Below are 21,884 nucleotides of genomic sequence, written 5' to 3' on the forward strand. Positions count from 1 at the left end.
CCTGCGGGTCATTCAGGGGATGATGTAGCCTTGCCCGACCTTCGTTTCAATATAATTGGGCAAACCGGCTTCCGCAATTTTCTTGCGCAATCGGTTGATGTTGACGGTGAGCGTGTTGTCGTCGACGAAGCGCTCGTCCTGCCAAAGGTCCTTGAGCAACCGACTACGGCTGACGATCTTGCCATGCGCGCGCATCAGGATCTGCAGGAGCTTGTACTCGTTTTTGGAGAGGTTGACCGGGGTCTCACCCACGGCGGCCATGCCGCTTTGCAAGTCGAGGGTCAGCCCACCATGGGTCAGCGTGTCATTGGGGGCGTCGCTGTAGTTGTAGGTGCGGCGCAGGAGGGCGTTGATTTTGGCGACCAGCACCTCAATGGCGAAGGGCTTGTTGACAAAATCATCGGCGCCGAGGTTCATCGCCATCACCATGTCCATGTTGGTGTTGCGACTGGAGATGAAAATCACCGGGACCTTGCTGCGGTCGCGCAGTTTTTGGACCCAGTAGTAGCCATCGTACACAGGCAGGTTAATGTCGAGCAGCACGAGGTCGGGGTGCTCGCGGTCGAACTGCTGGTCGACGGTGTTGAAATCGGTGACGGTGTAAGGGATGAACTGCCATTTGGTGAGCGCTTGCGCGATCAGCGTGGCGATGGTGCGGTCATCTTCGACAATCATAATTTTGAACATGAGCAGGCCTCCATTCTCATTCATGGTAGCGGTTTTGCGGGGGAATCACAAGATATGCGGGTCAGTTGAGCGGTGAACTCTGGTATGATGGGGACATCAAGAAGTAGGAGGTGGGCGTATGCGCTTGGTGCAAGTCGAGCACTTGTCTAAAATCTATGGGCACCGGTTGAACCGCGTGGCTGCACTGAACGATCTGAGCTTTCACGTGGATGCCGGGGAGTTCGTTGGGATCATGGGCCCAAGTGGGGCCGGTAAATCGACGTTGTTGAACCTGATCGCGACTCTAGACACGCCGACTATGGGGGATGTTTGGGTCGCGGGCGAGTCGCTGAGCCACCTCAGTGAAGCCGCGGCGGCGCGCTACCGGCGCGAAACGCTCGGGTTTATTTTTCAGACCTTCAACCTGCTCCCAGACCTGACGGTAGCGGACAATATCACATTGCCCCTGACCTTTGTGCCGCCGCGGCCCAAGGACTTGGCGGCCCGGCTGCAGTCGGTGGCCACGTTGCTTGGGTTGAACAACCTGCTGACGCGTTACCCGGACCAGCTGAGCCTAGGTCAGCGCCAACGGGTGACCGCTGCCCGCGCCGTGATCACGCAACCTAAGTTGATTCTGGCCGATGAGCCGACCGGGAGCTTGGACTCCATGGCGGCCACGGAATTACTGCAGTACCTGACCAAACTGAACCTGGAAGCTGATGTGACCCTGATGATGGTGACGCACGATGCGTTCACCGCCAGCTTTTGCAATCGCATCATCTTTATCCGCGACGGCGCGTATTTTGCCGAGGTCACGCGGCACGGGAGCCGGCAAGCCTTCTTTAACAGCATCATCGACATGGAGGCGACCATCAACGGAGGGGGGCGGCGACGTGGGGCAGCTGATTCGAACCAGCCTTAAGCGCCACGCCACCACGAATTGGTTGTTTGCGCTGATGGGCACCGCGATGGTGGCCGTTGTGTACGCCGTTTTGGCGATGACAGACGCGGTGGCGCTGATGCGGCGGCTGGGCCAAGTCTCGGCCACCCCCGATATGGTCCCCGCGTTTTTGGTGGTGCTGACGGTCATTCTTCTGCTGTTCACCATCGTGTTTCTGCTGTACATGAACGCGCTACTGCTGGCGCGGCGCACCACGGAAATCGGCACGTACCGCATGCTTGGAATGCCCGCTAGCCGCTTGGCGCTTGGCCTGGTGATCGAATCGCTGGCGCTGGGCGCGGTCACTGTCGTGCTCGGGTTAATCGCCGGCGTCGGCTTGTCCAAGTTTTTTGTGATGATGCTGATGCGGATGATGCAACTCAAGCTCACCACCGGGCTACTTTGGTCGCCGCGGGCGGCACTTGAGCTGGCGGGGCTGTTCAGCCTAGTGTACGGGGTGCTAGGCGCGCTCAACGCCGTAACGGTGCTAGGGACGCCGCTGCGCCGTGTCCTGATGCCGAGCACCGGCGGGACGATGCCACCGCTGACGGGTTGGCGCGGCGTCTTGGGGGGCGTGAGCCTGACCGGTTTGCTCGCCGCGTATGTGGGGGCCTTTAACCTGATTCCGTGGACCTATGCGGTTGCCAGGATCCCGAACGCCGCGCCGGTGCTATGGTTGGGGTTGATCGCACTGGGGGTGTTGTGTACGTACGGGTTGTTTCGCCTGACGCTCCCCGGCTTGGCCGGCGCGGTGGCGCGCAGTCCGTGGGTGCGCCGCCAAGCGGTGTGGCTCTTGACGCTGACGGATTTGCGCAAACGACTCCGGCATAACAGCCACTCCCTGTTTCTGACCACGATGCTGGCCACGCTCACGATGACGGTGCTAGGCAGTGGGGCAATGCTGTATCAGTTCAGCCAAGGGCTGGTGCAGCAGACGATCGCGCTTGACGGGGTGGTCAGTGCCAGCGGACGCAAGGCGTTTGCGCAAGGGGCGAAGGCCGAGTGGGTGACTCAAACGGTGACCCTGCCCACTAAGTTGGTGGCCGGGACGTTGCAGGGGGCGGGCCACGCGAAAGACAAAACGCTTTATAACGTCATCGCACTAAGCGACTATCAGCGTATTCGGCGGGTACAGTCGGGGTTGCCGACGGTCGCACCCACCGCGGATGGGGCGGTGTTGATCCTCTATGGTCAGGCGTTGATTCGCCGTACGTGGCTGGCCCCGCATGAACGCTGGACTGTTAAGTTACCCCGGGTCGCGACACAATTAACGATCACGCAGATCACCAGCCGCTTTCCGCTGGGCGGAAACGCGTACTTTGACCGCGCCCTGGTGGTGCGCGATGCGACGTATGCGGCGATGAAGGCGCCTCGGGATGTGCTGACCGGGTACCGCTTAAGTACTGGGGCGGCGGTGGATCGCTATGTGACGAAGATGGATAACCGCGCGCTAAGCGACCATGCCAGCTATCAGGCGGCGGCTTTGACCGGCCAAAAAACGCTGCGTGTGACCCCCTCACCGACTAGTGGGACGATCTCACGCAGCGCAATCAGTCTGAAAGCGCCGATGCTACGGCTCATGAACACCACGTTCGGGCTGAGCCTGTTCATTGCAGTGCTCCTAGGATTTGTGTTTATGGTCGCCACCGCCAGCATTTTGCTGATGAAGCAATTGGTGGCCGGGGTGCAGGAGCGCGCCAGTAGGCAGACGCTGGCCCAACTCGGGATGCCGGCTGCCGCGATTCGGCGTGTGGTGTTGCATCAGACGTTGGCTGTTTTTGCCCTTCCGCTGTGCTTTGGGGCGCTGAACACGGGCCTGATCATTCATTCGGTCAGCACATTTCTCGATGATCCGGGATTGGGGCTCGTGGCCGCAGTGGTTGCGGTGTACGTTGGGGTGTACATCGGGTTCGCGTTATTGACCGTGCGCTTGATCCAGCAGGACGATTGGGCGGCGCGCTAACGCTTGCGTGGTGCGCGGAACAGGTCGCTCAGGGTGACCGGCTTGCTTGCGGCGGCGGCATCGGGGACTGGATCGGGGGCATTCGGGTCGATGATCTGATAGGCTGCTTCGTGGAAGCCTAACCCGTTGCTGGCCCGGGTGATGAACGGTAAGATTGGGGCGAACATCGGGGCCCCCTTGGCCGCGAAGACGTCCAATTTGCGCTCCCAAGCAGACATGAGCACGTATTCCGTGATCTTGCTGTCCGATTTGAGCAGCCACATCCCGGCGATGCCGGTGAGCCGGTCAGACTGTTCAACCAACTTGCGCGCTTGGTCGGCAAAAATCGGGGCGTCGTCTTTGTTCAGCTTGAAGTACATGAAGTGCATGTACCCAGTTTCCGGCAACGTCCCGTTGGTCACCAGGAGCTGTCCGCGCATGGGCGCCACAAACGGCACCGTGCCCGTTGGGTCGAGTAGGGCCGCGTTTTGGCCTTTGATGAGGCCTTCGAGCAGGCGCATCGACTGCGGTTGCTTGGCAATAATTTGTTTTAAGTAGTATTTAGTTCCCAGAACCATCCGAATTTCATGGGCCATTTTGACCACCTCCACCACTTCCAGTATAACGCGCAGACGGATTAGAAAGGGATGTTTTGATGCAAATCACAGTATTGGGTTACTACGGGGGCTACCCCGATCATGGGGTGGGGACCAGCGCCTACCTGGTGACCAGTGGGGATTACCACCTGTTGATGGATTGCGGCAGTGGGGCTCTGCTGGCACTTGAGGCGAGTGGGTCACCCTTTGACCTAGACGCAGTGCTCCTGACGCACTATCACCATGATCACATCGCCGACCTGGGGGTTTTGCAGTATTACTACCAGTTGCATAGTGGCCCCAAAAAGGTCACGCCGCTCCCGATTTATGGCCACACCAAGGATCCGTTGAACTTTGCGCAGTTGACATTTGGTGCCTTCACGCAAGGGGTGGGCTACACCGCGGACAGCACGCTGACACTCGGGCCGCTGACGCTGACCTTCCTTGAAACGGTGCATCCAGTTCCGGCGTTTGCGGTGCGGGTCACCGAGCGGGCGACCGGTCAGGTGCTTGTCAACACGAGTGATACGCGCGCGTTTGCCGGACTGGCACCGTTTGCTGCGGGCTGTGACTTGCTGATGGCGGACACGAACTTCCTGGCGGCCAAGCAGCCGCCGATGTGGCACCTGACGTCAACGCAGGCGGGCGAGTTGGCGAAGGCGGCCGGCGCGAAGCGATTGCTCCTCACCCATCTGCCCCAAGAGGTGGACCTGGGGCAGCTAGCGGCAGAGGCGCAGGCGGCGACCGGGGCGATTCCTGTCCAGCTGGCCCAACCGCGACTGGTGCTGGATTTGATAAATGACTAAAAAAAATCTCATTAATTGTGAGCATCCTGAGGCGCGATGCCGCTGACAAGACAGATTGTGATTCAATTGTTTGATGTGAATATTGAGTAAATTTGATGTGAATGGGCCATTAACAGAAGGATAGCGTTCCCAAAAACGAAAAATTATTTACCGAATGTGATTGTTCTCGGATATGCCAATCCTTTATACTAAATATTGTAGAGAAGGACAGTGACTGATCCAAGATGGGAGCGAGAGCTTATGGTTTATCTGTACACATCAACAAGTTGCACCTCCTGCCGGAAGGCCCGTGCGTGGCTCAAAGCGAATAATATTCCCTTTGAGGAGCGTAATATCATGGCTGATCCGCTGACGGCCGCCGAGATTCGCCAGGTGATGGCGATGACTGAAGACGGCACCGCCGAAATAATTTCCACTCGCTCGAAAATTTTTCAAGAACTCGGCGTTGAGTTGGATGACCTCACCGTGAGCCAGCTGGTTGAGCTGGTGGTGGCTCACCCAGGACTGTTACGGCGACCGATCATAATGGATAATAAGCGACTTCAGGTCGGCTATAATGAAGATGAGATTCGCCGGTTCCTGCCTCGTAGCGTTCGTGCATTGGAGCTACAGCAGGCCCAACTGCTTGCCGGGTTTTAGCCCGCGCATGGTTGTACCGCGGTCCCCGTTGCCCATTCAGGGCAGTGGGGACCGCGGTTTTTGCGGTCACTTGCATTCGCCAGTGTGAACGCGTAGAATGTCGAACGATGAGACTTCTGGTATACTAGAAGGAAAGCCATGCCGATAAAGTGAGGTGCAGTCATTATGGAAATGGAACGCATTAACGACGACACGATTCGCGTCTTGCTTGGAAACGATGACTTGGCGGAGCGGGGGATCACCGTCCTCGACCTGTTGGGTAACCACAAACAAATTGAAAACTTCTTCTACAGTATCCTCGATGAGGTGGATGCCGATCACAGTTTTGCGACCGACTCGGCGGTCACGTTTCAGGTCATGCCCAGCCAGGCGGGCTTGGAGCTCTTGATCAGCCGGAGCCTGGTCGATCAGGCGTCAGACGATGAAGACAACGCGCTTGATGCGCCTGAGGATGACGAGGGTGGCGTGCCGGACTTCATTCGCCAACAGCTCAATCAGCTGGACACGAACGGGGATCAGGACGCAACGGACGAAGGCGGCTTTATCGCCGTCAATGAAGCGGGCAAGCAAGAGTTGGTCCTACAGCTGGCCGATTTTGAAGACTTCATCGGCCTTGCGCAAGTCTTGCGACTGGAAGGCGCCTCAAGCGACCTGTACCGCTACAATGCCCACTACTACCTCGTGCTGACGTTCTATCCGAACCATGTTTCCGTTGACGAGGCCCGCGATCAGATCGCCGTGGCGCTGGAGTACGGGGACAAGGTGGCCATCAGCTCAGCCGTACTGTCGGAGTATGGCCAATTACTGATGCCGACCAGCGCGCTGGAAACCGGCCGTTACTATTTCAAGTAAGCACAACGAAGCAGCAGCATTCGCGGCTGCTTTTTTCGTGCACGGCCGATGGTTGACGCTCCCCTGGCAAGCGTGGTTAGATTAAGAAAAGAGAAGAGGCGCGTTATGGCAAAAGAAATGAGATTTCACAGCGTGTTTGACATTATCGGGCCGGTAATGGTCGGCCCGAGTTCCTCCCACACGGCAGGCGCGGCGCGGATCGGCAAAGTTGTGCGTAACATTTTTGGGGAACAACCTGAGCGAGTGGACATATACCTTTATGAATCCTTTGCCAAGACCTATCGGGGCCACGGCACCGATATTGCGCTGGTTGGCGGTTTGCTCGGGATGGCGCCAGATGATGCGCGGCTCCCAGACTCACTGCGGCTCGCCCATGAGGCAGGCATCAAGGTCACCTTCGTGCCCAAAAGCGATAAGGTGGATCACCCGAATTCGGCGCGCATCATGCTGAGCCGAGGGGCGCACAAGCTGTCAGTGCTCGGGGTTTCGATCGGTGGAGGGAACATTCAGATCAGCGAGATCAACGGGTTCAAGATCTCGCTGAGCATGGGGACCCCGACCTTCATCACGGTGCACCAAGATGTGCCGGGGATGATCGCCAAGGTGACACAGGTGTTCAGTGACGCTGGCATCAACATCGGGACGATGACCGTGACGCGAGAGTCCAAGGGCGAGAAGGCCATTATGATCCTTGAAGTGGACGACCGGCGACCGGACCTTGTCGCCACGCTGAAGGCGGTGCCGCATGTCGACAATGTCACGTACTTTGAGTAGGGGGAGCGACCATGTTTAACACAATTGCGGCATTAGTGGCCCAAAGCGCGGCGTATCCGTCCGTTGCGGCCTTCATGGTGGCCGTTGAGGCCGAGCAGTCTGGGCGCACGCCGGACCAGATTCGTGCGATCATGGGCCACAACCTCGACGTCATGGCCGAGTCCATTGCGCAGGGCGTTCAAGGCGTGAAGTCTGTCACCGGCCTGACCGGTGGTGACGCCAAGCGCTTAGATGCGTACCTGACAGCGGGCGATAGCTACCTGGGAACAACGGCCCTGACCGCCGTGCGCAATGCGGTGGCGGTCAACGAGGTCAACGCTAAAATGGGCCTGATCTGTGCCACCCCCACCGCCGGCAGTGCCGGTGTGGTGGCCGGCTGCTTGATGGCAGTGCGCGAACAGCTCGGGCTGACGCGGGCGCAGCAGGTTGACTTTTTGTTCACGGCGGGTGCGTTCGGGCTGGTCATTGCCAACAATGCGGGGATCGCTGGCGCAGAAGGGGGCTGTCAGGCTGAGGTCGGTTCCGCCAGCGCGATGGCTGCCGCAGCGCTTGTTTGCGCTAAGGGCGGCACGGCCGACATGGCGGCGCAGGCGGTGGCCATCACGTTGGCAAACCTAATGGGCCTTATCTGTGATCCGGTGGCAGGCTTGGTTGAGATCCCGTGCATCAAACGCAACGCGATGGGGGCGGCGCAGGCCCTGACCAGTGCAGACATGGCGCTAGCCGGGGTGCGCACCGTGATTCCACCAGACGAGGTGATCCAGGCCATGGATCGCGTGGGGCAGGCGATGCCGACGATCTTCAAGGAAACGGCGGAAGGCGGCCTGGCGACCACACCGACTGGGCTGAAGCTGCGCGAGCAGGTCTTTGGCCAGGCGTGACCCACGCAAAAAGTGCGCTTCGATCGGCTTGATCAAAGCGCACTTTTTGCGTGGTTGGATTAAAGCGTCTTCAGTTGGCCCTTGAATTCATCAAGTGTGGCGTAACCCTTGGCCGTCATTTCAGCTTCGAGTTCCGAGGTCAGGCGGGCAAAGGCGGGGATGCCTTCCTCCTGAAGCACGGTTCCCAGTGAGACAAGGCTTGCCCCACAGAGGATCAGCTCGTACACATCGCGGCCGGTCGTGACCCCACCGGTGCCGATGATGGCGATGTCTGGCCGCAGGCGTTGCCGGAACGCACGCACGTTGGCTAAGGCGATCGGCTTGGCGTATGCGCCGCCGATGCCCCCGAAGCCGCCTTTTGGCCGGATCAGCGCGGTGTCGGTGGCGGTGTCGATCATCAGGCCGTTGCCAAGACTATTGATCGAGTTGATGAAAGTCAGCGGGTAGCGGTTCAGCAACGCCGCCATTGCGTCAAACTGGGCCAGGTCGAAGAATGGCGGGAGCTTGATGCCGGCTGGCTTCTTGAAAACCTTGAACAGGTCATCGAGGATCTGTTCCGTGGTCTCTAAGTCGTAAGCGATCTGCGGTTTGCCCGGCACGTTCGGGCAGCTCAGGTTGAACTCGGTCAGGCCGGTGAAGTCGCTGGCCTGAATGGTTTTAGCCATCTCGGCGTAGTCCGCCGGGCCGGTGCCAGCGATGGAGAGGAAAATCGGTTGGGTCGGGTGGGTTTGCTGGAACTTGATCGCGTAGTCCAAGTAGTACGCGAAGCCTTTGTTCGGCAGCCCCATGGAGTTGATACTGCCAAGTGTGAGGGCGGCGTAGCGCGGGGCCGGGTTGCCGTCGCGGGCCGCGGGGGTGCCGCTCTTGGTGACGAGGGTGCCGGCGACGCTTGCGGCCACTTCATCCAGCTCAGCTGCTGTCATACAGTGGACCCCGCTGGCGTTCATCAGCGGATTGTCAAACGTGTAGGGGCCGATTGTTGTCCGTAAATTGACCAAAATTGCCACTCCTTTGAATTGTCCTGTGTGTCAGGCCTAATTTAACCACAAAATGGGTGACTTGACCAGTCTCGGTGCACGCACCCGCCGCTGCGGCGCACACCAAAAACCGTCACGGTGGGCGGTTAGAGATAGGCGTTAAGTACCAGGGCCGCAATGGCCAAACCGGCGGCCGCCAGGGTGATGCGGCGCGGCCACCGCGGGGAGCGGTTCACAATCATCACAACCAGCCACACGGGTAGGCTGATGAGGAAGATCAAACCGGCCACCAGAAAAACGGTGAGCGTGATGCGGCTCATTGGGCGATCCGGTGACTGGCCGGGGCGATCAAGCCGGCCAACTGAGCCGCGCGCCGCCGGATCTCGGCGGGTGGGGCCTGTGGCAGGGTGAAGTCCGTGGTCATTTTGTGCGGGTTAAAGTCTGGTGTGACACTGACAAGGGAGTAGAACACATTGGGTTCTTCGCTGGCTGGCAGCTGGGTCAGCGTGTAGGCCGTTAAAGCCGCCTCATCTGCCGGCAGGTGGGCGAGAAAGTCCGCCAAGACGCGGTAAGAGTAGTAGACGGTTTCTTCGTAGATCACGCCCACGGCCTGTGCGTGGGGGATGTTGACAAAGCTGATCGTGTAGCCATGCGGCGTTTTTTCGTTACGGGCCGCGAAGTAGTAACGGCGGGTTGTTTTGGGCATCATCATCGCATCCTTTCGTGTCTCTTTATTATTATAACACGGTTAAAATTGCGAGCAACTTATTTACCTTATTTTAATCATTGGCCTATGACCAACTTTTTGGACTTTTCGCGGTGGAGGTCTTGCAATCTGGCGTGATCCTCGATATAATAATTCCTGTTGTTGCGGTTGTAGTTTAGTGGTAAAACTCCAGCTTCCCAAGCTGGCGTCGCGAGTTCGATTCTCGTCAACCGCTTGATGGAACTGGTGCGTGAGCGCCAGTTTTTTGTTACCATCAAGGACTGCCGATGACAAAGAGGAAACCCTGCCTTGGGGTGCAGTGAGACCGCGGTCAGTGCGAGCGGTTCGCCGGGCGGGTGGCGCGCTTTGGAGGCACAGTTGAATATCGAGTGGACAATTTGTCAACAAGAGTGGTACCGCGGGGTGACTCGTCTCTTTCAGGATTCAGTGAAAGAGACGAGTTTTTTTCGCAATCAAAAAGGAGGACATGACGATGACATTCAAACAGCAAGTGGTGGCTGCGCTACACGCGGCCTTAGGGGCGGACCTCGACGTGGCCACGATTACGCAGGCCATTGAAACCCCGAAAACATCAGACTTGGGGGACTACGCATTCCCGACCTTTGCGCTGGCCAAGGTTTACCACAAGGCGCCGAAGATGATTGCCGCCGACTTAGTGGCCAAAATTGACGCGACCCCGTTTCAAGACGTGCAGGCCGTGGGCGGCTATGTGAACTTCTTTCTCGATAAGGTCAGCTACGCCCACAGCGTGTTGACCACGATCGCAGCGGACCCGGCACACTATGGCGACCAGCAACTGGGCCATGGCAACGTGCCGATCGACATGTCGAGCCCGAACATTGCCAAGCCGATGAGCATGGGGCACCTGCGATCAACCGTGATCGGGAACGCGTTGGCCAATATCCTGGCCAAGGTGGGGTATTCCCCGATCAAGATCAATCACTTGGGCGACTGGGGCACCCAGTTCGGCAAGCTGATCGTGGCGTACCGCAAGTGGGGGTCTGAGGAAGACGTCAAGAAGGACCCGATCCACTACCTCGTGCAGTATTACGTGCAGTTCCACGAGGAAGCCGAAAAGGATCCAAGCTTGGACGATGAAGCGCGCGCCGTGTTCAAGCAGCTTGAGGATGGCGACCCTGAGGTGCACCAGCTGTGGGCCTGGTTCCGCGAAGAGTCGCTGAAGGAATTCACCCGCATCTATGAGATGCTTGGGGTGTCGTTTGACTCCTTCAACGGCGAGGCGTTTTACAACGACAAGATGAGCGGCGTTGTGGCGGAACTTGAGGCCAAGCACCTGCTGCACGAGAGCCAAGGGGCGGAAATCGTCGATCTGGCCAAGTACGACTTGAACCCGGCACTGATCAAGAAGTCCGACGGGGCCACGCTGTACATGACGCGCGACCTCGCTGCAGCCTTTTACCGGCACAACGCGTACGACTTTGTGCAGTCGCTGTACGTGGTCGGCAACGAGCAGCGCGAACACTTCGATCAGCTCAAGGCCGTCATCAAGGAAATGGGTTACGATTGGGCAGATGACATCCACCACATTCCGTTTGGCCTCATCACCTCAGGTGGCAAGAAACTCTCGACGCGTAAGGGCAACATCATCTTGCTGGAGCGCGTGCTGAATGATGCCATCACGCTGGCCAAGGAACAGATCGCGGCCAAGCACCCAGATCTGGCGAATGCCGATCAGGTGGCGCATGACGTGGGCGTGGGCGCCGTGGTTTTCCACGACCTGAAAAACGAGCGGCTGGATTCCTTTGATTTCAACCTAGAAGAAGTCGTGCGTTTTGAAGGGGAAACTGGGCCTTACGTCCAGTACACGAACGCGCGGGCGAACAGCATTTTAAGTAAAACGACTACCCAGCCGGCTGCCGAAGTGGCCCTGACCGATCCGAGCGCCTGGGACGTGCTTAAGACGCTGGGGGATTACCCGGCGATCGTTGCGCGGGCGGCCAAGGCATATGAGCCATCGATCGTGGCTAAGTACGCGCTGCGCCTTGCCAAGGCCTTCAACAAGTACTACGCCAACACCAAGGTGCTGGTCGATGACGCCGAGCTGCCGGCCCGCTTGGCAATGGTTCAGGCCACCACCGACGTGCTGACGAGCGCGCTTGCCCTTCTGGGGGTCGGCGCACCGACAGAGATGTAGTATAATCAAGTTATCACAAACTTGCTTGAGTGGGGTGGAGCCGTCATGAACAAGACTGAACGCCAAAGTGCGCTGGCACGGATCATCAATCAAAAACCGATCGGCACGCAAGAGGAGCTGCTCAGCGAGCTCAAACGCGCCGGCATCGATGCGACGCAGGCGACGATCTCGCGCGACATTCGCGAAATGCGGATCGTCAAAGCTCAGGATGCCACGGGCAGCGTGCGGTACACGCTGTTTCGCGGCGACTCGGAGTCGCAGCTTGAACGGCTCGCCAACTCGGTGCGCGAGGTGGGGCTATCCATCACCCGCGTTGAGTTCCTCAACGTGATCAAGACGCTACCCTCGAATGGCAACCTGTTGGCGGCCATTCTCGATGAAATCAAGTTTCCCCAGGTGGTGGGGACCGTGGCCGGGCACGACACTATTGTCGTCATTAGCCCGGATGTTGACAGCGCCATCTGGTTCAACGCGCAGTACCAGCGCGCGTTTACGGACTAACATGAAATCGCCCGACCAACTCAACGAGAGCTGGCCGGGCGATTTTTTGTGATGATGCAAGATTGTCATCGGCCCCCGCTCAAAACGGCACAGGGGAGGTGATCGTCAGACGCGTGGCGGTCAGTGGGCGCAAGAGCGTGAGCGCGCTGGCGTGCAACATCAGGCGCGGGGCCGGCCATGCCGGCGCATACAGCGGGTCACCCAGAATGGGGAAGCCGATGCTCGCCAGGTGCACGCGCAGCTGGTGGGTCCGGCCCGTTTCAAGCGTCAGGCGCACCCGCGCGGTGGTGTCGGTGCGGGCGATCACGGTGTAATGCGTGACCGCAGGGGCGCCGTCCGGGCGCACCATGCGCTTGCGCTTGTCCGCCGGGTCGCGGCCGATGGGCCCGGTGATGGTCCCAGCATTGGGAATGCCAGCAGGCACCAAGGCGGTGTAGGTGCGGGCCATGGTTTTGTCACCGAGCTGTTGATTCAAGATGGCTTGGGTCAGTGGGTCCTTGGCGATCAGGGTCAGGCCGCTGGTGGCCATGTCCAAGCGGTGGGTGATGAATGCCGGCGCCGGCGCGAGGTAGGCGGCCACCCGGTTCATCAGCGTGCCGGTTTCGCCCGGTTGGTTGGGGTGCGGCTTCATCCCGATCGGTTTGGCAACGATCAGGAGCTGCGCGTCTTCATAGCAGATGGTCAGCGGGCCGGCGTCTGGGCGGTAGGCCTCGGGCGCCGGCACCGTCAACTGCAGGGTCACGATTTCGCCAGCAGTCACCGGCTCGTTGAAGTTGCGATACTGCCCGTTGATGCGGACAAGCTTGGTGGTGCGCAGGACATGGCGCCATTTTTTGGGCACGCGCCACTGGGTGAGCAGGGTACGCACTGAAGCGGCCGCCGGGGCGGTCGCGGTGAGGGTGAAGGTTGACATGGAGACTCCTTATGACCGTTATCTTGTTTTTGCGTAAAAATCGGCCGCCAGGCGGACGGCGCGAATTGGCGGTTATGGTAGAATGAGCGTAATGATTTGAAGGAGGACCGCCGTTTGTTTAAGCAACTTTGGGCCACCATTCGGCCGGCCCTTGCCAAAGCGGGTCGGGCGATCGCGTGGGTATTCCGCCGGTTTCAACTGATTCGCTGGGCGCTTCTACTGAGCCTGCTGCTCGTCTTGGGGCTGTCAAGCTGGTTCACGTATAAGGCCAAAACCGCGGATGTTCAAGACATCAAGAGTAGCCTGCAGACCAAGTCGACCGTGTACGACCAAGACGATCAGACGGCCGGGGTGCTGTATGGGCAAAAAGGCACCTACGTCGACCTCAAGGATATCTCCGTGAACGTTCAAAATGCGGTGATCTCGACAGAGGATCGTAGCTTCTACACCAACCTCGGGTTTGATATCAAGGGGATCCTGCGCGCCTTGGCAGGCTTAGTGATTCACCGCGGGGCAATCACAGGCGGCGGGAGCACCATCACGCAGCAGCTGGCGAAAAACACACTGCTGTCGCAGAAGCAGACGTTTTTGCGCAAGGGGCAGGAACTGTTCTTGGCCGTGCAGCTGACTAAAGTGTACTCTAAGCAGGACATTTTGGCGATGTACCTGAACAACGCGTACTTCGGCAACGGGGTGTGGGGCGTTCAGGATGCATCGCGGCGCTACTTTGGTAAAGATGCGGCCGCCCTGTCCGTCAGCGAAGGAGCCACGCTGGCCGCAATGCTGCGCAGTCCCAGTTTCTACAATCCGATCGACCACATGGACAATGCCATCTCCCGCCGCAACCTAGTCATGGACTTGATGGTGGCTAACGGGAAGCTGACCAAGGCGGACGCGGCCGCTGCAAAGGCCACCACACTGACGCTCAAGAACACGTACAGCGATTACGGGGCGCAGAAGTACCCGTACTTCTTTGACGCCGTCATCTCTGAGGCCAGCAACCGTTACGGCATTGATGCTGACACGCTGGTCAACAAGGGCTACCGCATCTACACGACCCTGAACACCACCTACCAGACGCAGATGCAAAGTAGCTTCAACAACACATGGGTGTTCCCGGCCAACGCGGCGGATGGCACTCAGGCGCAGGCGTCATCGATTGCGGTTGACCCGGCGACCGGCGGCGTGCTCGCCGTTGTCGGCTCCCGCGGGCCGCATGTCTACCTCGGGTTCAACTACGCGACCCAGCTGCAGCGCTCACCGGGCTCCACGCTCAAGCCGATGATGGTGTACACCACTGCGCTTGAGAACGGCTACAGCTACGACAGCACCTTGACAGATAAGCAGTTGAGCTACGGCAAGGACAACTACACACCGGCCAACGTGGAAGGCGTGTACCTGGGGTCCGTGCCCATGTATCAGGCGCTGGCGGATTCGCTCAACGCACCGGCGGTTTGGTTGATGAACCAGATCGGCATCGACAAAGGGGTGACCGAGCTCAACAAGTTTGGCATCACGCTGACGGGCAAGGACGCGCACCAGCTGTCCTCCGTACTGGGTGGGGTCAGCACCGGGTTTTCCCCACTGACCCTGGCGCGTGCCTACTCGGCGTATGCGAACGGCGGGACGCTGCCGACGACACACTTCATCCGCAAGATCGTGGATGCCAGCGGCCAAACCGTTGTGGACAACACCAAACCCAAGGCTAAGCGCATCATCGCCAAGACCACGGCCAAGGAAATGACCAGCATGCTGATCGGGGTGTTCAACGATGGTACCGGGCGCGCTGCAAAGCCAAGCAACTACACCGTTGCCGGGAAAACCGGCACGGTGGAGATCCCCAGCGCCTGGGGGACCGGCACGCATGACAGCTGGGTGGTGGGCTACACACCAGACATTGTGGTCGCGACCTGGACGGGGTTTGCCAACTCTGACAAGGATCACTACCTGAAGCCGGGGAGCAGTGCCAGCGCGCTGTTCAAATCGGAGATGACCAACATGCTGCCATACACGGCGCAAACCACCTTTAGCACCAAGGACGCCAAGGCGCGCGCCGCCCTTCAGACCCCGACCACCGATAGCGGCGACATCTGGGCGAATTTCCAAAGCGGCGCGCAAAATGCGCTGGATAAGGCCAAGGATACGCTTGGACAATGGTATAATGACATCACGGGCTGGTTCAACTGACCGGTCGAAAAATTAGGAGGCCCCTCATGGCAAACGTATATGATACCGCGAACCAACTGGCTGAGGACTTGCGTCAAAGCCAGCAGTACCAGGATCTGAAGAAGGCTTACGACATGCTGAAGCTCGATGCTGTGGCATACGCCCTGTTCAAGCAGTTCCAGGACAAGCAGATGGAATTGCAGCAAAAGCAGATGCAAGGCCAAGAAGTCACGCAGGCTGACGTTCAACCACTGCAAGACTTGGGCGACAAGATGCAAAACATTCAGCCGATCCAGGATCTGATGGCGCGCGAACAGTCGCTTTCCATTCTGATGGATGACCTGAACAAAGCGATCTCCCAGCCGATCGTTGAGCTGTATCAAGATAAATAAGCGAGCAAGCCCGGTGTGCGTCTCTGTGCACTGGGCTTTTTTCTGTGGGCCCCCGTTTGTTGCGCGGTGGGGGAACTGGTAGAATGAACGTAGCAAAAAGCGAGAAAAGGTGACGATATGGCAAAAAAACTCTTTGATTACCCCAATGGGGCTGACGTGAAGCTGGCAGTGTTGATCAAGTCAGCCGAGGTGCGCCTCACGAAAGCCAACAAGAAGTTCATTGCGTTTACGTTTCAGGATCCGTCCGGGCACATCACCGCGAAGTTTTGGGATGCCACCGAGGATGACATCATGCAGTTCAAGGCGGGAGAAGTCGTGATGCTGAGTGGGAAGCGCGAGCTGTACCAAGGCAACCCACAGATCAAGATCTACAACGTGCGCCTCGCCACGCAGGAGGAGGGCAATGACCCGGCGAACTTCGTGGAACACGCCCCAGAATCCGGTGCGGACATGGGAGAGGAGCTGAACAACTTCATCTTCGAGATCACCAATGCGAACTGGAACCGCGTGGTCCGCAAGCTGCTCGCCGACCACAAGCAGGCGTTTTTGACGTACCCGGCGGCCAAGTCGAACCACCACGCGTTCACCGGTGGACTGGCCTTTCATACGCTCAGCATCCTGCGGTTGGCCAAGGCCGTGGCCGCACAGTACAGCAGCGTCAACAAGTCCCTACTGTACGCGGGGGCAATTCTGCACGATTTAGGTAAAACCATTGAGCTGACCGGGCCGGTGTCCACTGAGTACACCGTGGAAGGCAACCTGATCGGTCACATCGTCCTAGTCGATGAGGCCATCGTCGAGGCCGCCGATCAGCTGAAGATCGATGCCCACGGCGAAGATATGATCATGCTGCGCCACATGATCTTGGCGCACCACGGGTTGCTGGAATACGGCAGTCCAGTGCGCCCGCAGCTGCTGGAGGCCCAGATCCTGCACGACCTCGACGAGCTAGATGCCAGCATCAACATGATGACCACGGCCTATCAGCACGTGGACCCTGGCACCTTCTCAGAGCGGCTGTTCGGCATGGACAACCGGCGCTTTTACCGGCCGCAAAACGGCCAGACCTATCCGGACCCACACTAAGGCAACGAACGCCTGGCAGGTGACTGTCAGGCGTTTTTGCTTGAGCGAAGCCAAAAAAACACGCCGGCGCGACATGCGCTGGCGTGTTCAGGCAAAGCCTGGGCTTACTTGGAAGAGCTAGAGGAGGAGCCCAGGTAGACGGACAGGACGTCCTTCAGATCGCTATCCTTGATGGAGACGCTCGCTTTTTGGAGCACTTTCTTGATGACGCTGGTCATGACGGTTTCATCACTCTGCCAGGTCGTGTAAAGCTGGGCGGTCAGGTCCTTCTTGTGGGACGCTTCAGTGCCCTTGGCTGGGACCTTGATGGCGCGGATGATGTGGTAACCGTAGTCGGTCTTGACTGGACTGGTGGTGATTTCGCCTTGCTTCAGCTTGAATGCCGCAGCCTTGAACGTGGAATCCAGCTGCGTGTCGGTGTTGTCAAAGGCGGTCAGCTTCCCCCCAGCACTTGCGGTGCCGGTATCGGTAGAGTTCTTCTTGGCCAGTTCGTTGAACTTCTTTTCGGTGTTGTCCGCTTGAAGTTGCGTGATCAGGTCTTCAGCCGTTTCCTTCTTGGCCACCAAGATGTGCTGAACCGTGATCTTTGGCTCGTACTTCTTCCACTGCGCGTCCAACTGCTTTTGGGTTGGCTTCTTAAGCGCCTTCAGGGCCACTTCGGAAAGCAGGGAAGTCTTGATCTGCTCCTTGAAGGACTTCTCGGTCAAGCCGCTTTGTGACAGGGCACTGGCAAAATCGGTGCCGCTGGCTTCATAGGACTTCTTGACCTTGTTGTACTGCGCGTTGACCTTCTTATCGGAGACCTTGTCGCCGTACTGCTGCTCTAAGGCCTTTTCCACGATCAGGTTCCGAAGGGTTGCTTCCCCACCGTTGCTGGAAGTCTTCATCGCTTCGTAGTACTCGTCCTTCGTGATCTTGGTGCCCTTCATGTTGGCAACAGTCTCGCTACCGCTGGAACAACCTGCTAAGGTCGCCACGAGCAGTAAGCCAGCTAAGCCTGCGATCCATTTTTTCATTATGACACATCCTATTGAGTTTATTTTGCACGCCTTTTACTATACCACATCGGCCGTAGAACGTGGCCTTCTTCACAGAAGCTTCAAATTTAGTTTGCAGGGTCAATCGGGGCGTCTGCGGCCATCTGATCCGCTGCGGCGCTAATGGTTTCGAGGTGTTCTGACAGGGCATCGGTGTGCGCCTGGGTCTGGAACTCAAAGTCGGTGACGGCGTCCGTGATGTCTTTGACGTTGGGGGCGAGGGTGTCCTTGAGCTCCCGTTGCAGGTCGGTGACGGCATTGCCCAGCCGGCGCACGGACTGCTGAACGGATTGCGTGGCCCCGGTCACATCATCCACGTAATGCGCAATGGCCTGCTGCCGGTCGGCGCCGGTGCGCTTGGTGGTGAAAAGGGCGTAGCCGGTGCCGCACACGACGCCGAGCCAAAAACCGGTTGAAAATTTCATCTTAGTCCACCACCTTTGCACGAATGGCGGCTGCGGTGGTTTCGAGGGTCTCAGGGGTGACGGTGGCGCTGTGGTCGCCGAAGTGGATGCTGAAGTCATCGTCGGTCCCGTAGCGCGGGATCAGGTGGATGTGCGAGTGGAAGACACTTTGGTAGGCGACTTCGCCGTTGTTATTCAACACGTTCAACCCCTGAATGGCGGGGTCGCTGGCTTGAATGGCCCGGGCGATCTTGGGCAGGCGGCTGAAGACCGTTGCCGCCAAGTCGGCGTCGTAGGCGAACAGGTCGGCCACGTGCTGCTTTGGGACCAGTAGCGTGTGGCCCTTAGTGGCCTGACTGATGTCGAGGAAGGCGAGTACCGCATCGTCTTCGTACACTTTGACGCTTGGAATGTCGCCCGCGATGATCTTACAAAAAATGCAATCTGTCATGTTGATTCCTCTTTCCGTGCGGATTTGGTTTGGTTTCATGCTATCATATTCTTAATCGAAAGCACAGATGAAAGCAGGCAGAACAATGACACTTCGCTTGACCGATGTGACCGGGGGCTACGGTAGCCTGCCGGTCCTTAAAAACCTCAGCTTCACGGTGCCGGATGGGGCCATCGTGGGGCTGATCGGCCTGAATGGGGCCGGGAAGTCGACGACCATCAAGCACATTATCGGGCTGTTAGCACCGCAAAGCGGGACCATTGCGATTGACGACAAGACGCTGGCAACCGACCCGGACGGCTACCGGCAGGCGATCGCTTATGTCCCAGAGACGCCGGTGCTGTACCAAGAGCTGACGCTCAAGGAGCACCTTGAGCTGACGATGATGGCGTACGGCTTGGATCAAGCGGCGACATGGCCCAAGGCGACCGCGATGCTCGACCGCTTCCGCCTCGCCAACAAGCTGGACTGGTTCCCCGCGAACTTCTCCAAGGGGATGAAGCAAAAGGTCATGATCGTCGCCGCCTTCATGACGGAAGCGCCGCTCACCATCATCGACGAGCCATTCACGGGCTTGGATCCGTTGGCCGTGCACGACCTGCTGGATCTGGTGACCGCGCGCCGGGCGGCCGGTGGCGCCGTTTTGATGTCCACACACATTCTGGCGACGGCTGAGCAGTACGCCGACACGTTTGTCCTGCTCAAGGATGGCCAGGTCCGCGCGACCGGGGATGTCGCCAGCCTGCGCGCGCAGTTCGGCCTGCCCGAGGCCAGCCTGGACGACTTGTATCTCGTCATGACGAAAGAGGCGACTCATGCGTAAGCTCTGGACAACGCGCCTGCGCCGCCACCAAAAGGCGCAGTTCAAGTACCTACAGTTGGTGTTCAACGACCATTTTGTCCTGGCGCTGATTATTTTGGCGGGGGCGTTGCTGTACGGGTACAGCCAGCTGATCCAGCAGCTGACCCCACAGTGGTGGCTGCGCCCCGCCGTGGCCGCAGGGTTGACCGCCAGCCTCAGCTTGGGGCAGCTGGCCGCGTTGGTTGAGCCGGCCGATGCCACCTTCTTGCTCCCGCAGACGGCCCCGTTTGGGCAGTTCTTACTCCGGGCGCGGCGCTATAGTCTGCTGCTGCCAGGCGCGGTGTTGGGGATGGCGGCGCTGGCCGTGATGCCACTGCTGGTGGTGCTTCACATCGCCGCCTGGTCCGGGACGCTCACGCTGGTGCTGGCGCTTTGGGCCTTCAAAGATGCGGATCTGTGGCTGCAGCTGCTGGCGCATTACCGCGCGTTCCTGCCGCGCTGGGGCAGGCGCGGCCTGCTGATGGGCTTGGCCTTTGTGCTTTTGACCGCCGGTTTGTGGTGGCATCCGGCCATTGCGATGCTTGGGGCCGTGGCCCTGAATCTCGCGCTACGCTGGACGGTGGGGAACCACTTTGCCCCGGCCACCCTGGATTGGTTGGGGCTGGTGGCAGCAGAGGACAAGCGGATGGGGCGCTTATACCGCTTCTACAACCTGTTCACCGATGTCCCGGGCCTTGGCGGTGGTGTGCGGCGCCGCAAGTGGCTCGACGTGTTCTTGCCACTGGTGGCGCGCACGCCGGCCAACACGTGGGCCTACCTGTTCTTGCGGGGTTTTCTGCGCCGCACCGAATTCTTAGGGCTGACGGTTCGGCTGGCGCTCATTGGGGCGGTGGTGTTGGCGCTGGTCGAGCCCGTGTGGCTGGTGGCCCTATTGGCGCTTCTGTTCGTTTACTTGGTGGGCTTTCAGCTGTTACCGCTGGCGTTGGCCTATCAGGAGGTGGTGTTTACCCACCTTTACCCGCTGCCTGATGCGCAGCGCACGCACGCTTTCACGCAGCTTGCGCGGGGGGTGTTGCTCCTGTTGGCTGGCGTGTTAGCGCTTGGCCCGCTGATGCGTGGCCACTGGCTGGCCGCCGGCGTCGTGCTGGTGGCCGGTGGCGTGGCGGCAGTGGGCTTGGCCCAGTGGTACTTCCCCAACCGACTCGCGCGGCCGGCATAGAACCACTGTTTGCGCCTTGACGCTGGGCTGCTCGCCAAGTAAGATTGAAGAGGTATCGAACGGATCGGTTCGCGAACCGATCAGACGCAATCTGAGCCGAAGCTTGGCCAGTCCTGCGGCACTTAATTCAAGGAGACAGCCAATGGATTTTGATTTAGATCCCGGCTGGTCACTATCGCCTGTGGGCGGGACGACCGGCGGGGCATTTATGGGCGTGTACGCCCACGAGAAATTCTTTTTAAAACGAAATGCGTCCCCATTTTTGGCGGCATTATCAGTTGAGGGCATCACGCCGAAGCTGATCTGGACCAAACGCATTTCAACCGGTGATGTGCTCACGGCGCAGGAGTGGCTGAACGGCCGCACACTGACACGGGAGCAGATGAACTCAACGATGGTCGCCACGCTGTTGGCCAAGGTCCACCGCTCGACGCTTTTGAAGCGCATGCTTCAGAAAGTGGGCGGGGTCGGCCAAACGCCGGCCCAGTTGCGCGATCAATACGTGGTCGATCTGCCCAAGGCACTGCGCGACCATCCGCTGGTGGCGGCGGTGTCGCAGACGTTGCGGACCTTGCCACAGCCACCGGCAACGTTGCGGGTCTGTCACGGCGATTTGAACCACAAAAACTGGCTGCTGTCAGACGCCAACAAGCTCTACCTCGTGGACTGGGATCAGGCGAGCCTGGGTGATGTTGCTTTTGACCTCAGTGTGGTGCTGATCAACTATGTGCCGCGCGGGGAGTGGGGCCAGTGGCTGGCGGCGTACGGCGCGACGCTGACGCCAGGGCTTTTGGCGCGCATCGAGTGGTACGGCCAGCTCCACCTGCTCAACGAAATCAAGCAGAACTACGAGAAGCAACACTATACCGAAATGAACCGGGCGCTTTTGCAGCTAGATCGCCTGGTGAACCCCAAAGACTAAAAAAGGGCCGAGACATTCCTGTCCCGGCCCTTTCAG

Annotated in this window: 24 protein-coding genes and 1 tRNA gene; 16 read left to right on the top strand and 9 right to left on the bottom strand. The window is 59.0% G+C overall.

Annotated elements, in window-relative coordinates; all coding sequences use genetic code 11:
- Nucleotides 1-12 precede the first annotated feature (12 nt).
- Nucleotides 13-687 (bottom strand): response regulator transcription factor, encoded by a 675-nt coding sequence (locus EKM88_RS02675; RefSeq protein ID WP_125702845.1) that lies wholly within the window; start codon nucleotides 685-687, stop codon nucleotides 13-15.
- Between the two features lie 118 nt (nucleotides 688-805).
- Here EKM88_RS02675 and EKM88_RS02680 point away from each other — a divergent pair, with 118 nt between their 5' ends.
- Nucleotides 806-1,588 (top strand): ABC transporter ATP-binding protein, encoded by a 783-nt coding sequence (locus tag EKM88_RS02680; RefSeq protein WP_125702847.1) that lies wholly within the window; start codon nucleotides 806-808, stop codon nucleotides 1,586-1,588.
- Nucleotides 1,560-3,569, top strand: a complete 2,010-nt coding sequence (locus EKM88_RS02685) for an FtsX-like permease family protein (protein ID WP_125702849.1) — start codon at nucleotides 1,560-1,562, stop codon at nucleotides 3,567-3,569. Before EKM88_RS02680 ends, EKM88_RS02685 begins: the two co-directional genes overlap by 29 nt.
- On the opposite strand, the gene EKM88_RS02690 is transcribed toward EKM88_RS02685, so the two are convergent.
- Complete coding sequence (locus EKM88_RS02690; protein ID WP_125702851.1) at nucleotides 3,566-4,144, bottom strand: hypothetical protein; 579 nt, start codon at nucleotides 4,142-4,144, stop codon at nucleotides 3,566-3,568. The genes EKM88_RS02685 and EKM88_RS02690 overlap by 4 nt on opposite strands.
- 59 nt (nucleotides 4,145-4,203) lie before the next feature.
- On the opposite strand from EKM88_RS02690, the gene EKM88_RS02695 reads away from it, so the two are divergent.
- From EKM88_RS02695 to sdaAA, 5 genes are all read left to right on the top strand, one after another.
- Nucleotides 4,204-4,950: an MBL fold metallo-hydrolase gene (locus tag EKM88_RS02695; RefSeq protein WP_125702853.1), complete on the top strand. Its 747-nt coding sequence runs from the start codon at nucleotides 4,204-4,206 to the stop codon at nucleotides 4,948-4,950.
- A 240-nt stretch (nucleotides 4,951-5,190) separates the two neighbouring features.
- Nucleotides 5,191-5,589 (top strand): Spx/MgsR family RNA polymerase-binding regulatory protein, encoded by a 399-nt coding sequence (locus EKM88_RS02700; protein ID WP_125702855.1) that lies wholly within the window; start codon nucleotides 5,191-5,193, stop codon nucleotides 5,587-5,589.
- Nucleotides 5,590-5,754: 165 nt separating this feature from the next.
- Nucleotides 5,755-6,441, top strand: coding sequence for an adaptor protein MecA (locus EKM88_RS02705; RefSeq protein WP_125702857.1), 687 nt, complete (start codon nucleotides 5,755-5,757; stop codon nucleotides 6,439-6,441).
- 105 nt (nucleotides 6,442-6,546) lie between these two features.
- Entirely contained in the window at nucleotides 6,547-7,215 is a 669-nt protein-coding gene (sdaAB, locus tag EKM88_RS02710) for an L-serine ammonia-lyase, iron-sulfur-dependent subunit beta (RefSeq protein WP_125702859.1), read from the top strand.
- 11 nt (nucleotides 7,216-7,226) lie between these two features.
- On the top strand, nucleotides 7,227-8,096 hold the full coding sequence (sdaAA, locus tag EKM88_RS02715; RefSeq protein ID WP_125702862.1) for an L-serine ammonia-lyase, iron-sulfur-dependent, subunit alpha: 870 nt from the start codon (nucleotides 7,227-7,229) through the stop codon (nucleotides 8,094-8,096).
- A gap of 59 nt (nucleotides 8,097-8,155) precedes the next feature.
- Here the strand turns inward: sdaAA and EKM88_RS02720 are convergent, their stop codons facing one another.
- The 3 genes from EKM88_RS02720 to EKM88_RS02725 form a co-directional block, all read right to left on the bottom strand.
- Nucleotides 8,156-9,094 (bottom strand): dihydroorotate oxidase, encoded by a 939-nt coding sequence (locus EKM88_RS02720; RefSeq protein WP_125702864.1) that lies wholly within the window; start codon nucleotides 9,092-9,094, stop codon nucleotides 8,156-8,158.
- 125 nt (nucleotides 9,095-9,219) lie between these two features.
- Nucleotides 9,220-9,393: a hypothetical protein gene (locus tag EKM88_RS13215; protein ID WP_164511977.1), complete on the bottom strand. Its 174-nt coding sequence runs from the start codon at nucleotides 9,391-9,393 to the stop codon at nucleotides 9,220-9,222.
- Complete coding sequence (locus EKM88_RS02725) at nucleotides 9,390-9,779, bottom strand: hypothetical protein (RefSeq protein WP_125702866.1); 390 nt, start codon at nucleotides 9,777-9,779, stop codon at nucleotides 9,390-9,392. Before EKM88_RS02725 ends, EKM88_RS13215 begins: the two co-directional genes overlap by 4 nt.
- Nucleotides 9,780-9,943: 164 nt before the next feature.
- Here EKM88_RS02725 and EKM88_RS02730 point away from each other — a divergent pair.
- The 3 genes from EKM88_RS02730 to EKM88_RS02740 all read left to right on the top strand — a co-directional run bounded on the left by EKM88_RS02730 (nucleotide 9,944) and on the right by EKM88_RS02740 (nucleotide 12,456).
- Nucleotides 9,944-10,014, top strand: a tRNA-Gly gene (locus EKM88_RS02730).
- Between the two features lie 258 nt (nucleotides 10,015-10,272).
- Complete coding sequence (gene argS, locus EKM88_RS02735; protein ID WP_125702868.1) at nucleotides 10,273-11,955, top strand: arginine--tRNA ligase; 1,683 nt, start codon at nucleotides 10,273-10,275, stop codon at nucleotides 11,953-11,955.
- 45 nt (nucleotides 11,956-12,000) lie between these two features.
- On the top strand, nucleotides 12,001-12,456 hold the full coding sequence (locus tag EKM88_RS02740) for an arginine repressor (RefSeq protein ID WP_125702870.1): 456 nt from the start codon (nucleotides 12,001-12,003) through the stop codon (nucleotides 12,454-12,456).
- 79 nt (nucleotides 12,457-12,535) lie between these two features.
- On the opposite strand, the gene EKM88_RS02745 is transcribed toward EKM88_RS02740, so the two are convergent.
- Nucleotides 12,536-13,369 (bottom strand): RluA family pseudouridine synthase, encoded by an 834-nt coding sequence (locus EKM88_RS02745; RefSeq protein ID WP_125702872.1) that lies wholly within the window; start codon nucleotides 13,367-13,369, stop codon nucleotides 12,536-12,538.
- Nucleotides 13,370-13,483: 114 nt separating this feature from the next.
- Here EKM88_RS02745 and EKM88_RS02750 point away from each other — a divergent pair, with 114 nt between their 5' ends.
- The 3 genes from EKM88_RS02750 (at nucleotide 13,484) to EKM88_RS02760 (ending at nucleotide 17,013) form a co-directional block, all read left to right on the top strand.
- Complete coding sequence (locus EKM88_RS02750; protein WP_404819956.1) at nucleotides 13,484-15,556, top strand: PBP1A family penicillin-binding protein; 2,073 nt, start codon at nucleotides 13,484-13,486, stop codon at nucleotides 15,554-15,556.
- Between the two features lie 26 nt (nucleotides 15,557-15,582).
- Nucleotides 15,583-15,927, top strand: coding sequence for a YlbF family regulator (locus EKM88_RS02755; RefSeq protein ID WP_125702874.1), 345 nt, complete (start codon nucleotides 15,583-15,585; stop codon nucleotides 15,925-15,927).
- A 117-nt stretch (nucleotides 15,928-16,044) separates the two neighbouring features.
- Nucleotides 16,045-17,013 carry a 3'-5' exoribonuclease YhaM family protein gene (locus EKM88_RS02760; RefSeq protein ID WP_125702876.1) on the top strand — a complete coding sequence of 323 codons (969 nt, stop codon included), beginning with the start codon at nucleotides 16,045-16,047 and terminating at the stop codon, nucleotides 17,011-17,013.
- Nucleotides 17,014-17,117: 104 nt separating this feature from the next.
- Here the strand turns inward: EKM88_RS02760 and EKM88_RS02765 are convergent, their stop codons facing one another.
- The 3 genes from EKM88_RS02765 to EKM88_RS02775 form a co-directional block, all read right to left on the bottom strand.
- Nucleotides 17,118-18,029, bottom strand: coding sequence for a peptidylprolyl isomerase (locus EKM88_RS02765; RefSeq protein ID WP_125702878.1), 912 nt, complete (start codon nucleotides 18,027-18,029; stop codon nucleotides 17,118-17,120).
- Between the two features lie 89 nt (nucleotides 18,030-18,118).
- On the bottom strand, nucleotides 18,119-18,475 hold the full coding sequence (locus EKM88_RS02770) for a YtxH domain-containing protein (protein WP_125702880.1): 357 nt from the start codon (nucleotides 18,473-18,475) through the stop codon (nucleotides 18,119-18,121).
- 1 nt (nucleotide 18,476) lies between these two features.
- A complete protein-coding gene (locus tag EKM88_RS02775; RefSeq protein ID WP_125702882.1) occupies nucleotides 18,477-18,905 on the bottom strand; it encodes an HIT family protein in 429 nt (142 codons plus the stop codon).
- Nucleotides 18,906-18,990: 85 nt separating this feature from the next.
- Here EKM88_RS02775 and EKM88_RS02780 point away from each other — a divergent pair, with 85 nt between their 5' ends.
- From EKM88_RS02780 to EKM88_RS02790, 3 genes are all read left to right on the top strand, one after another.
- Nucleotides 18,991-19,728 carry an ABC transporter ATP-binding protein gene (locus EKM88_RS02780; protein ID WP_125702884.1) on the top strand — a complete coding sequence of 246 codons (738 nt, stop codon included), beginning with the start codon at nucleotides 18,991-18,993 and terminating at the stop codon, nucleotides 19,726-19,728.
- The gene (locus EKM88_RS02785) at nucleotides 19,721-20,926 is read left to right on the top strand and encodes an ABC transporter permease (RefSeq protein ID WP_125702886.1); all 1,206 of its coding nucleotides are present in this window, start codon (nucleotides 19,721-19,723) and stop codon (nucleotides 20,924-20,926) included. Before EKM88_RS02780 ends, EKM88_RS02785 begins: the two co-directional genes overlap by 8 nt.
- Nucleotides 20,927-21,068: 142 nt before the next feature.
- Nucleotides 21,069-21,848 carry a phosphotransferase family protein gene (locus EKM88_RS02790; RefSeq protein ID WP_125702888.1) on the top strand — a complete coding sequence of 260 codons (780 nt, stop codon included), beginning with the start codon at nucleotides 21,069-21,071 and terminating at the stop codon, nucleotides 21,846-21,848.
- Nucleotides 21,849-21,884 lie beyond the last annotated feature (36 nt).

It is taken from the genome of Lacticaseibacillus daqingensis, from assembly GCF_003946115.1.
Lineage (GTDB): Bacteria > Bacillota > Bacilli > Lactobacillales > Lactobacillaceae > Lacticaseibacillus > Lacticaseibacillus daqingensis.

What these genes read in the sequence shown, in the direction of transcription:
- EKM88_RS02675 (WP_125702845.1), bottom strand. Translation starts at nt 687, where the DNA reads ATGTTCAAAATTATGATTGTCGAAGATGACCGCACCATCGCCACGCTG.
- EKM88_RS02680 (WP_125702847.1), top strand. Translation starts at nt 806, where the DNA reads ATGCGCTTGGTGCAAGTCGAGCACTTGTCTAAAATCTATGGGCACCGG.
- EKM88_RS02690 (WP_125702851.1), bottom strand. Translation starts at nt 4,144, where the DNA reads ATGGCCCATGAAATTCGGATGGTTCTGGGAACTAAATACTACTTAAAA.
- EKM88_RS02695 (WP_125702853.1), top strand. Translation starts at nt 4,204, where the DNA reads ATGCAAATCACAGTATTGGGTTACTACGGGGGCTACCCCGATCATGGG.
- EKM88_RS02700 (WP_125702855.1), top strand. Translation starts at nt 5,191, where the DNA reads ATGGTTTATCTGTACACATCAACAAGTTGCACCTCCTGCCGGAAGGCC.
- EKM88_RS02705 (WP_125702857.1), top strand. Translation starts at nt 5,755, where the DNA reads ATGGAAATGGAACGCATTAACGACGACACGATTCGCGTCTTGCTTGGA.
- sdaAB (WP_125702859.1), top strand. Translation starts at nt 6,547, where the DNA reads ATGGCAAAAGAAATGAGATTTCACAGCGTGTTTGACATTATCGGGCCG.
- sdaAA (WP_125702862.1), top strand. Translation starts at nt 7,227, where the DNA reads ATGTTTAACACAATTGCGGCATTAGTGGCCCAAAGCGCGGCGTATCCG.
- EKM88_RS13215 (WP_164511977.1), bottom strand. Translation starts at nt 9,393, where the DNA reads ATGAGCCGCATCACGCTCACCGTTTTTCTGGTGGCCGGTTTGATCTTC.
- EKM88_RS02725 (WP_125702866.1), bottom strand. Translation starts at nt 9,779, where the DNA reads ATGCCCAAAACAACCCGCCGTTACTACTTCGCGGCCCGTAACGAAAAA.
- argS (WP_125702868.1), top strand. Translation starts at nt 10,273, where the DNA reads ATGACATTCAAACAGCAAGTGGTGGCTGCGCTACACGCGGCCTTAGGG.
- EKM88_RS02740 (WP_125702870.1), top strand. Translation starts at nt 12,001, where the DNA reads ATGAACAAGACTGAACGCCAAAGTGCGCTGGCACGGATCATCAATCAA.
- EKM88_RS02745 (WP_125702872.1), bottom strand. Translation starts at nt 13,369, where the DNA reads ATGTCAACCTTCACCCTCACCGCGACCGCCCCGGCGGCCGCTTCAGTG.
- EKM88_RS02755 (WP_125702874.1), top strand. Translation starts at nt 15,583, where the DNA reads ATGGCAAACGTATATGATACCGCGAACCAACTGGCTGAGGACTTGCGT.
- EKM88_RS02760 (WP_125702876.1), top strand. Translation starts at nt 16,045, where the DNA reads ATGGCAAAAAAACTCTTTGATTACCCCAATGGGGCTGACGTGAAGCTG.
- EKM88_RS02765 (WP_125702878.1), bottom strand. Translation starts at nt 18,029, where the DNA reads ATGAAAAAATGGATCGCAGGCTTAGCTGGCTTACTGCTCGTGGCGACC.
- EKM88_RS02770 (WP_125702880.1), bottom strand. Translation starts at nt 18,475, where the DNA reads ATGAAATTTTCAACCGGTTTTTGGCTCGGCGTCGTGTGCGGCACCGGC.
- EKM88_RS02775 (WP_125702882.1), bottom strand. Translation starts at nt 18,905, where the DNA reads ATGACAGATTGCATTTTTTGTAAGATCATCGCGGGCGACATTCCAAGC.
- EKM88_RS02780 (WP_125702884.1), top strand. Translation starts at nt 18,991, where the DNA reads ATGACACTTCGCTTGACCGATGTGACCGGGGGCTACGGTAGCCTGCCG.
- EKM88_RS02785 (WP_125702886.1), top strand. Translation starts at nt 19,721, where the DNA reads ATGCGTAAGCTCTGGACAACGCGCCTGCGCCGCCACCAAAAGGCGCAG.
- EKM88_RS02790 (WP_125702888.1), top strand. Translation starts at nt 21,069, where the DNA reads ATGGATTTTGATTTAGATCCCGGCTGGTCACTATCGCCTGTGGGCGGG.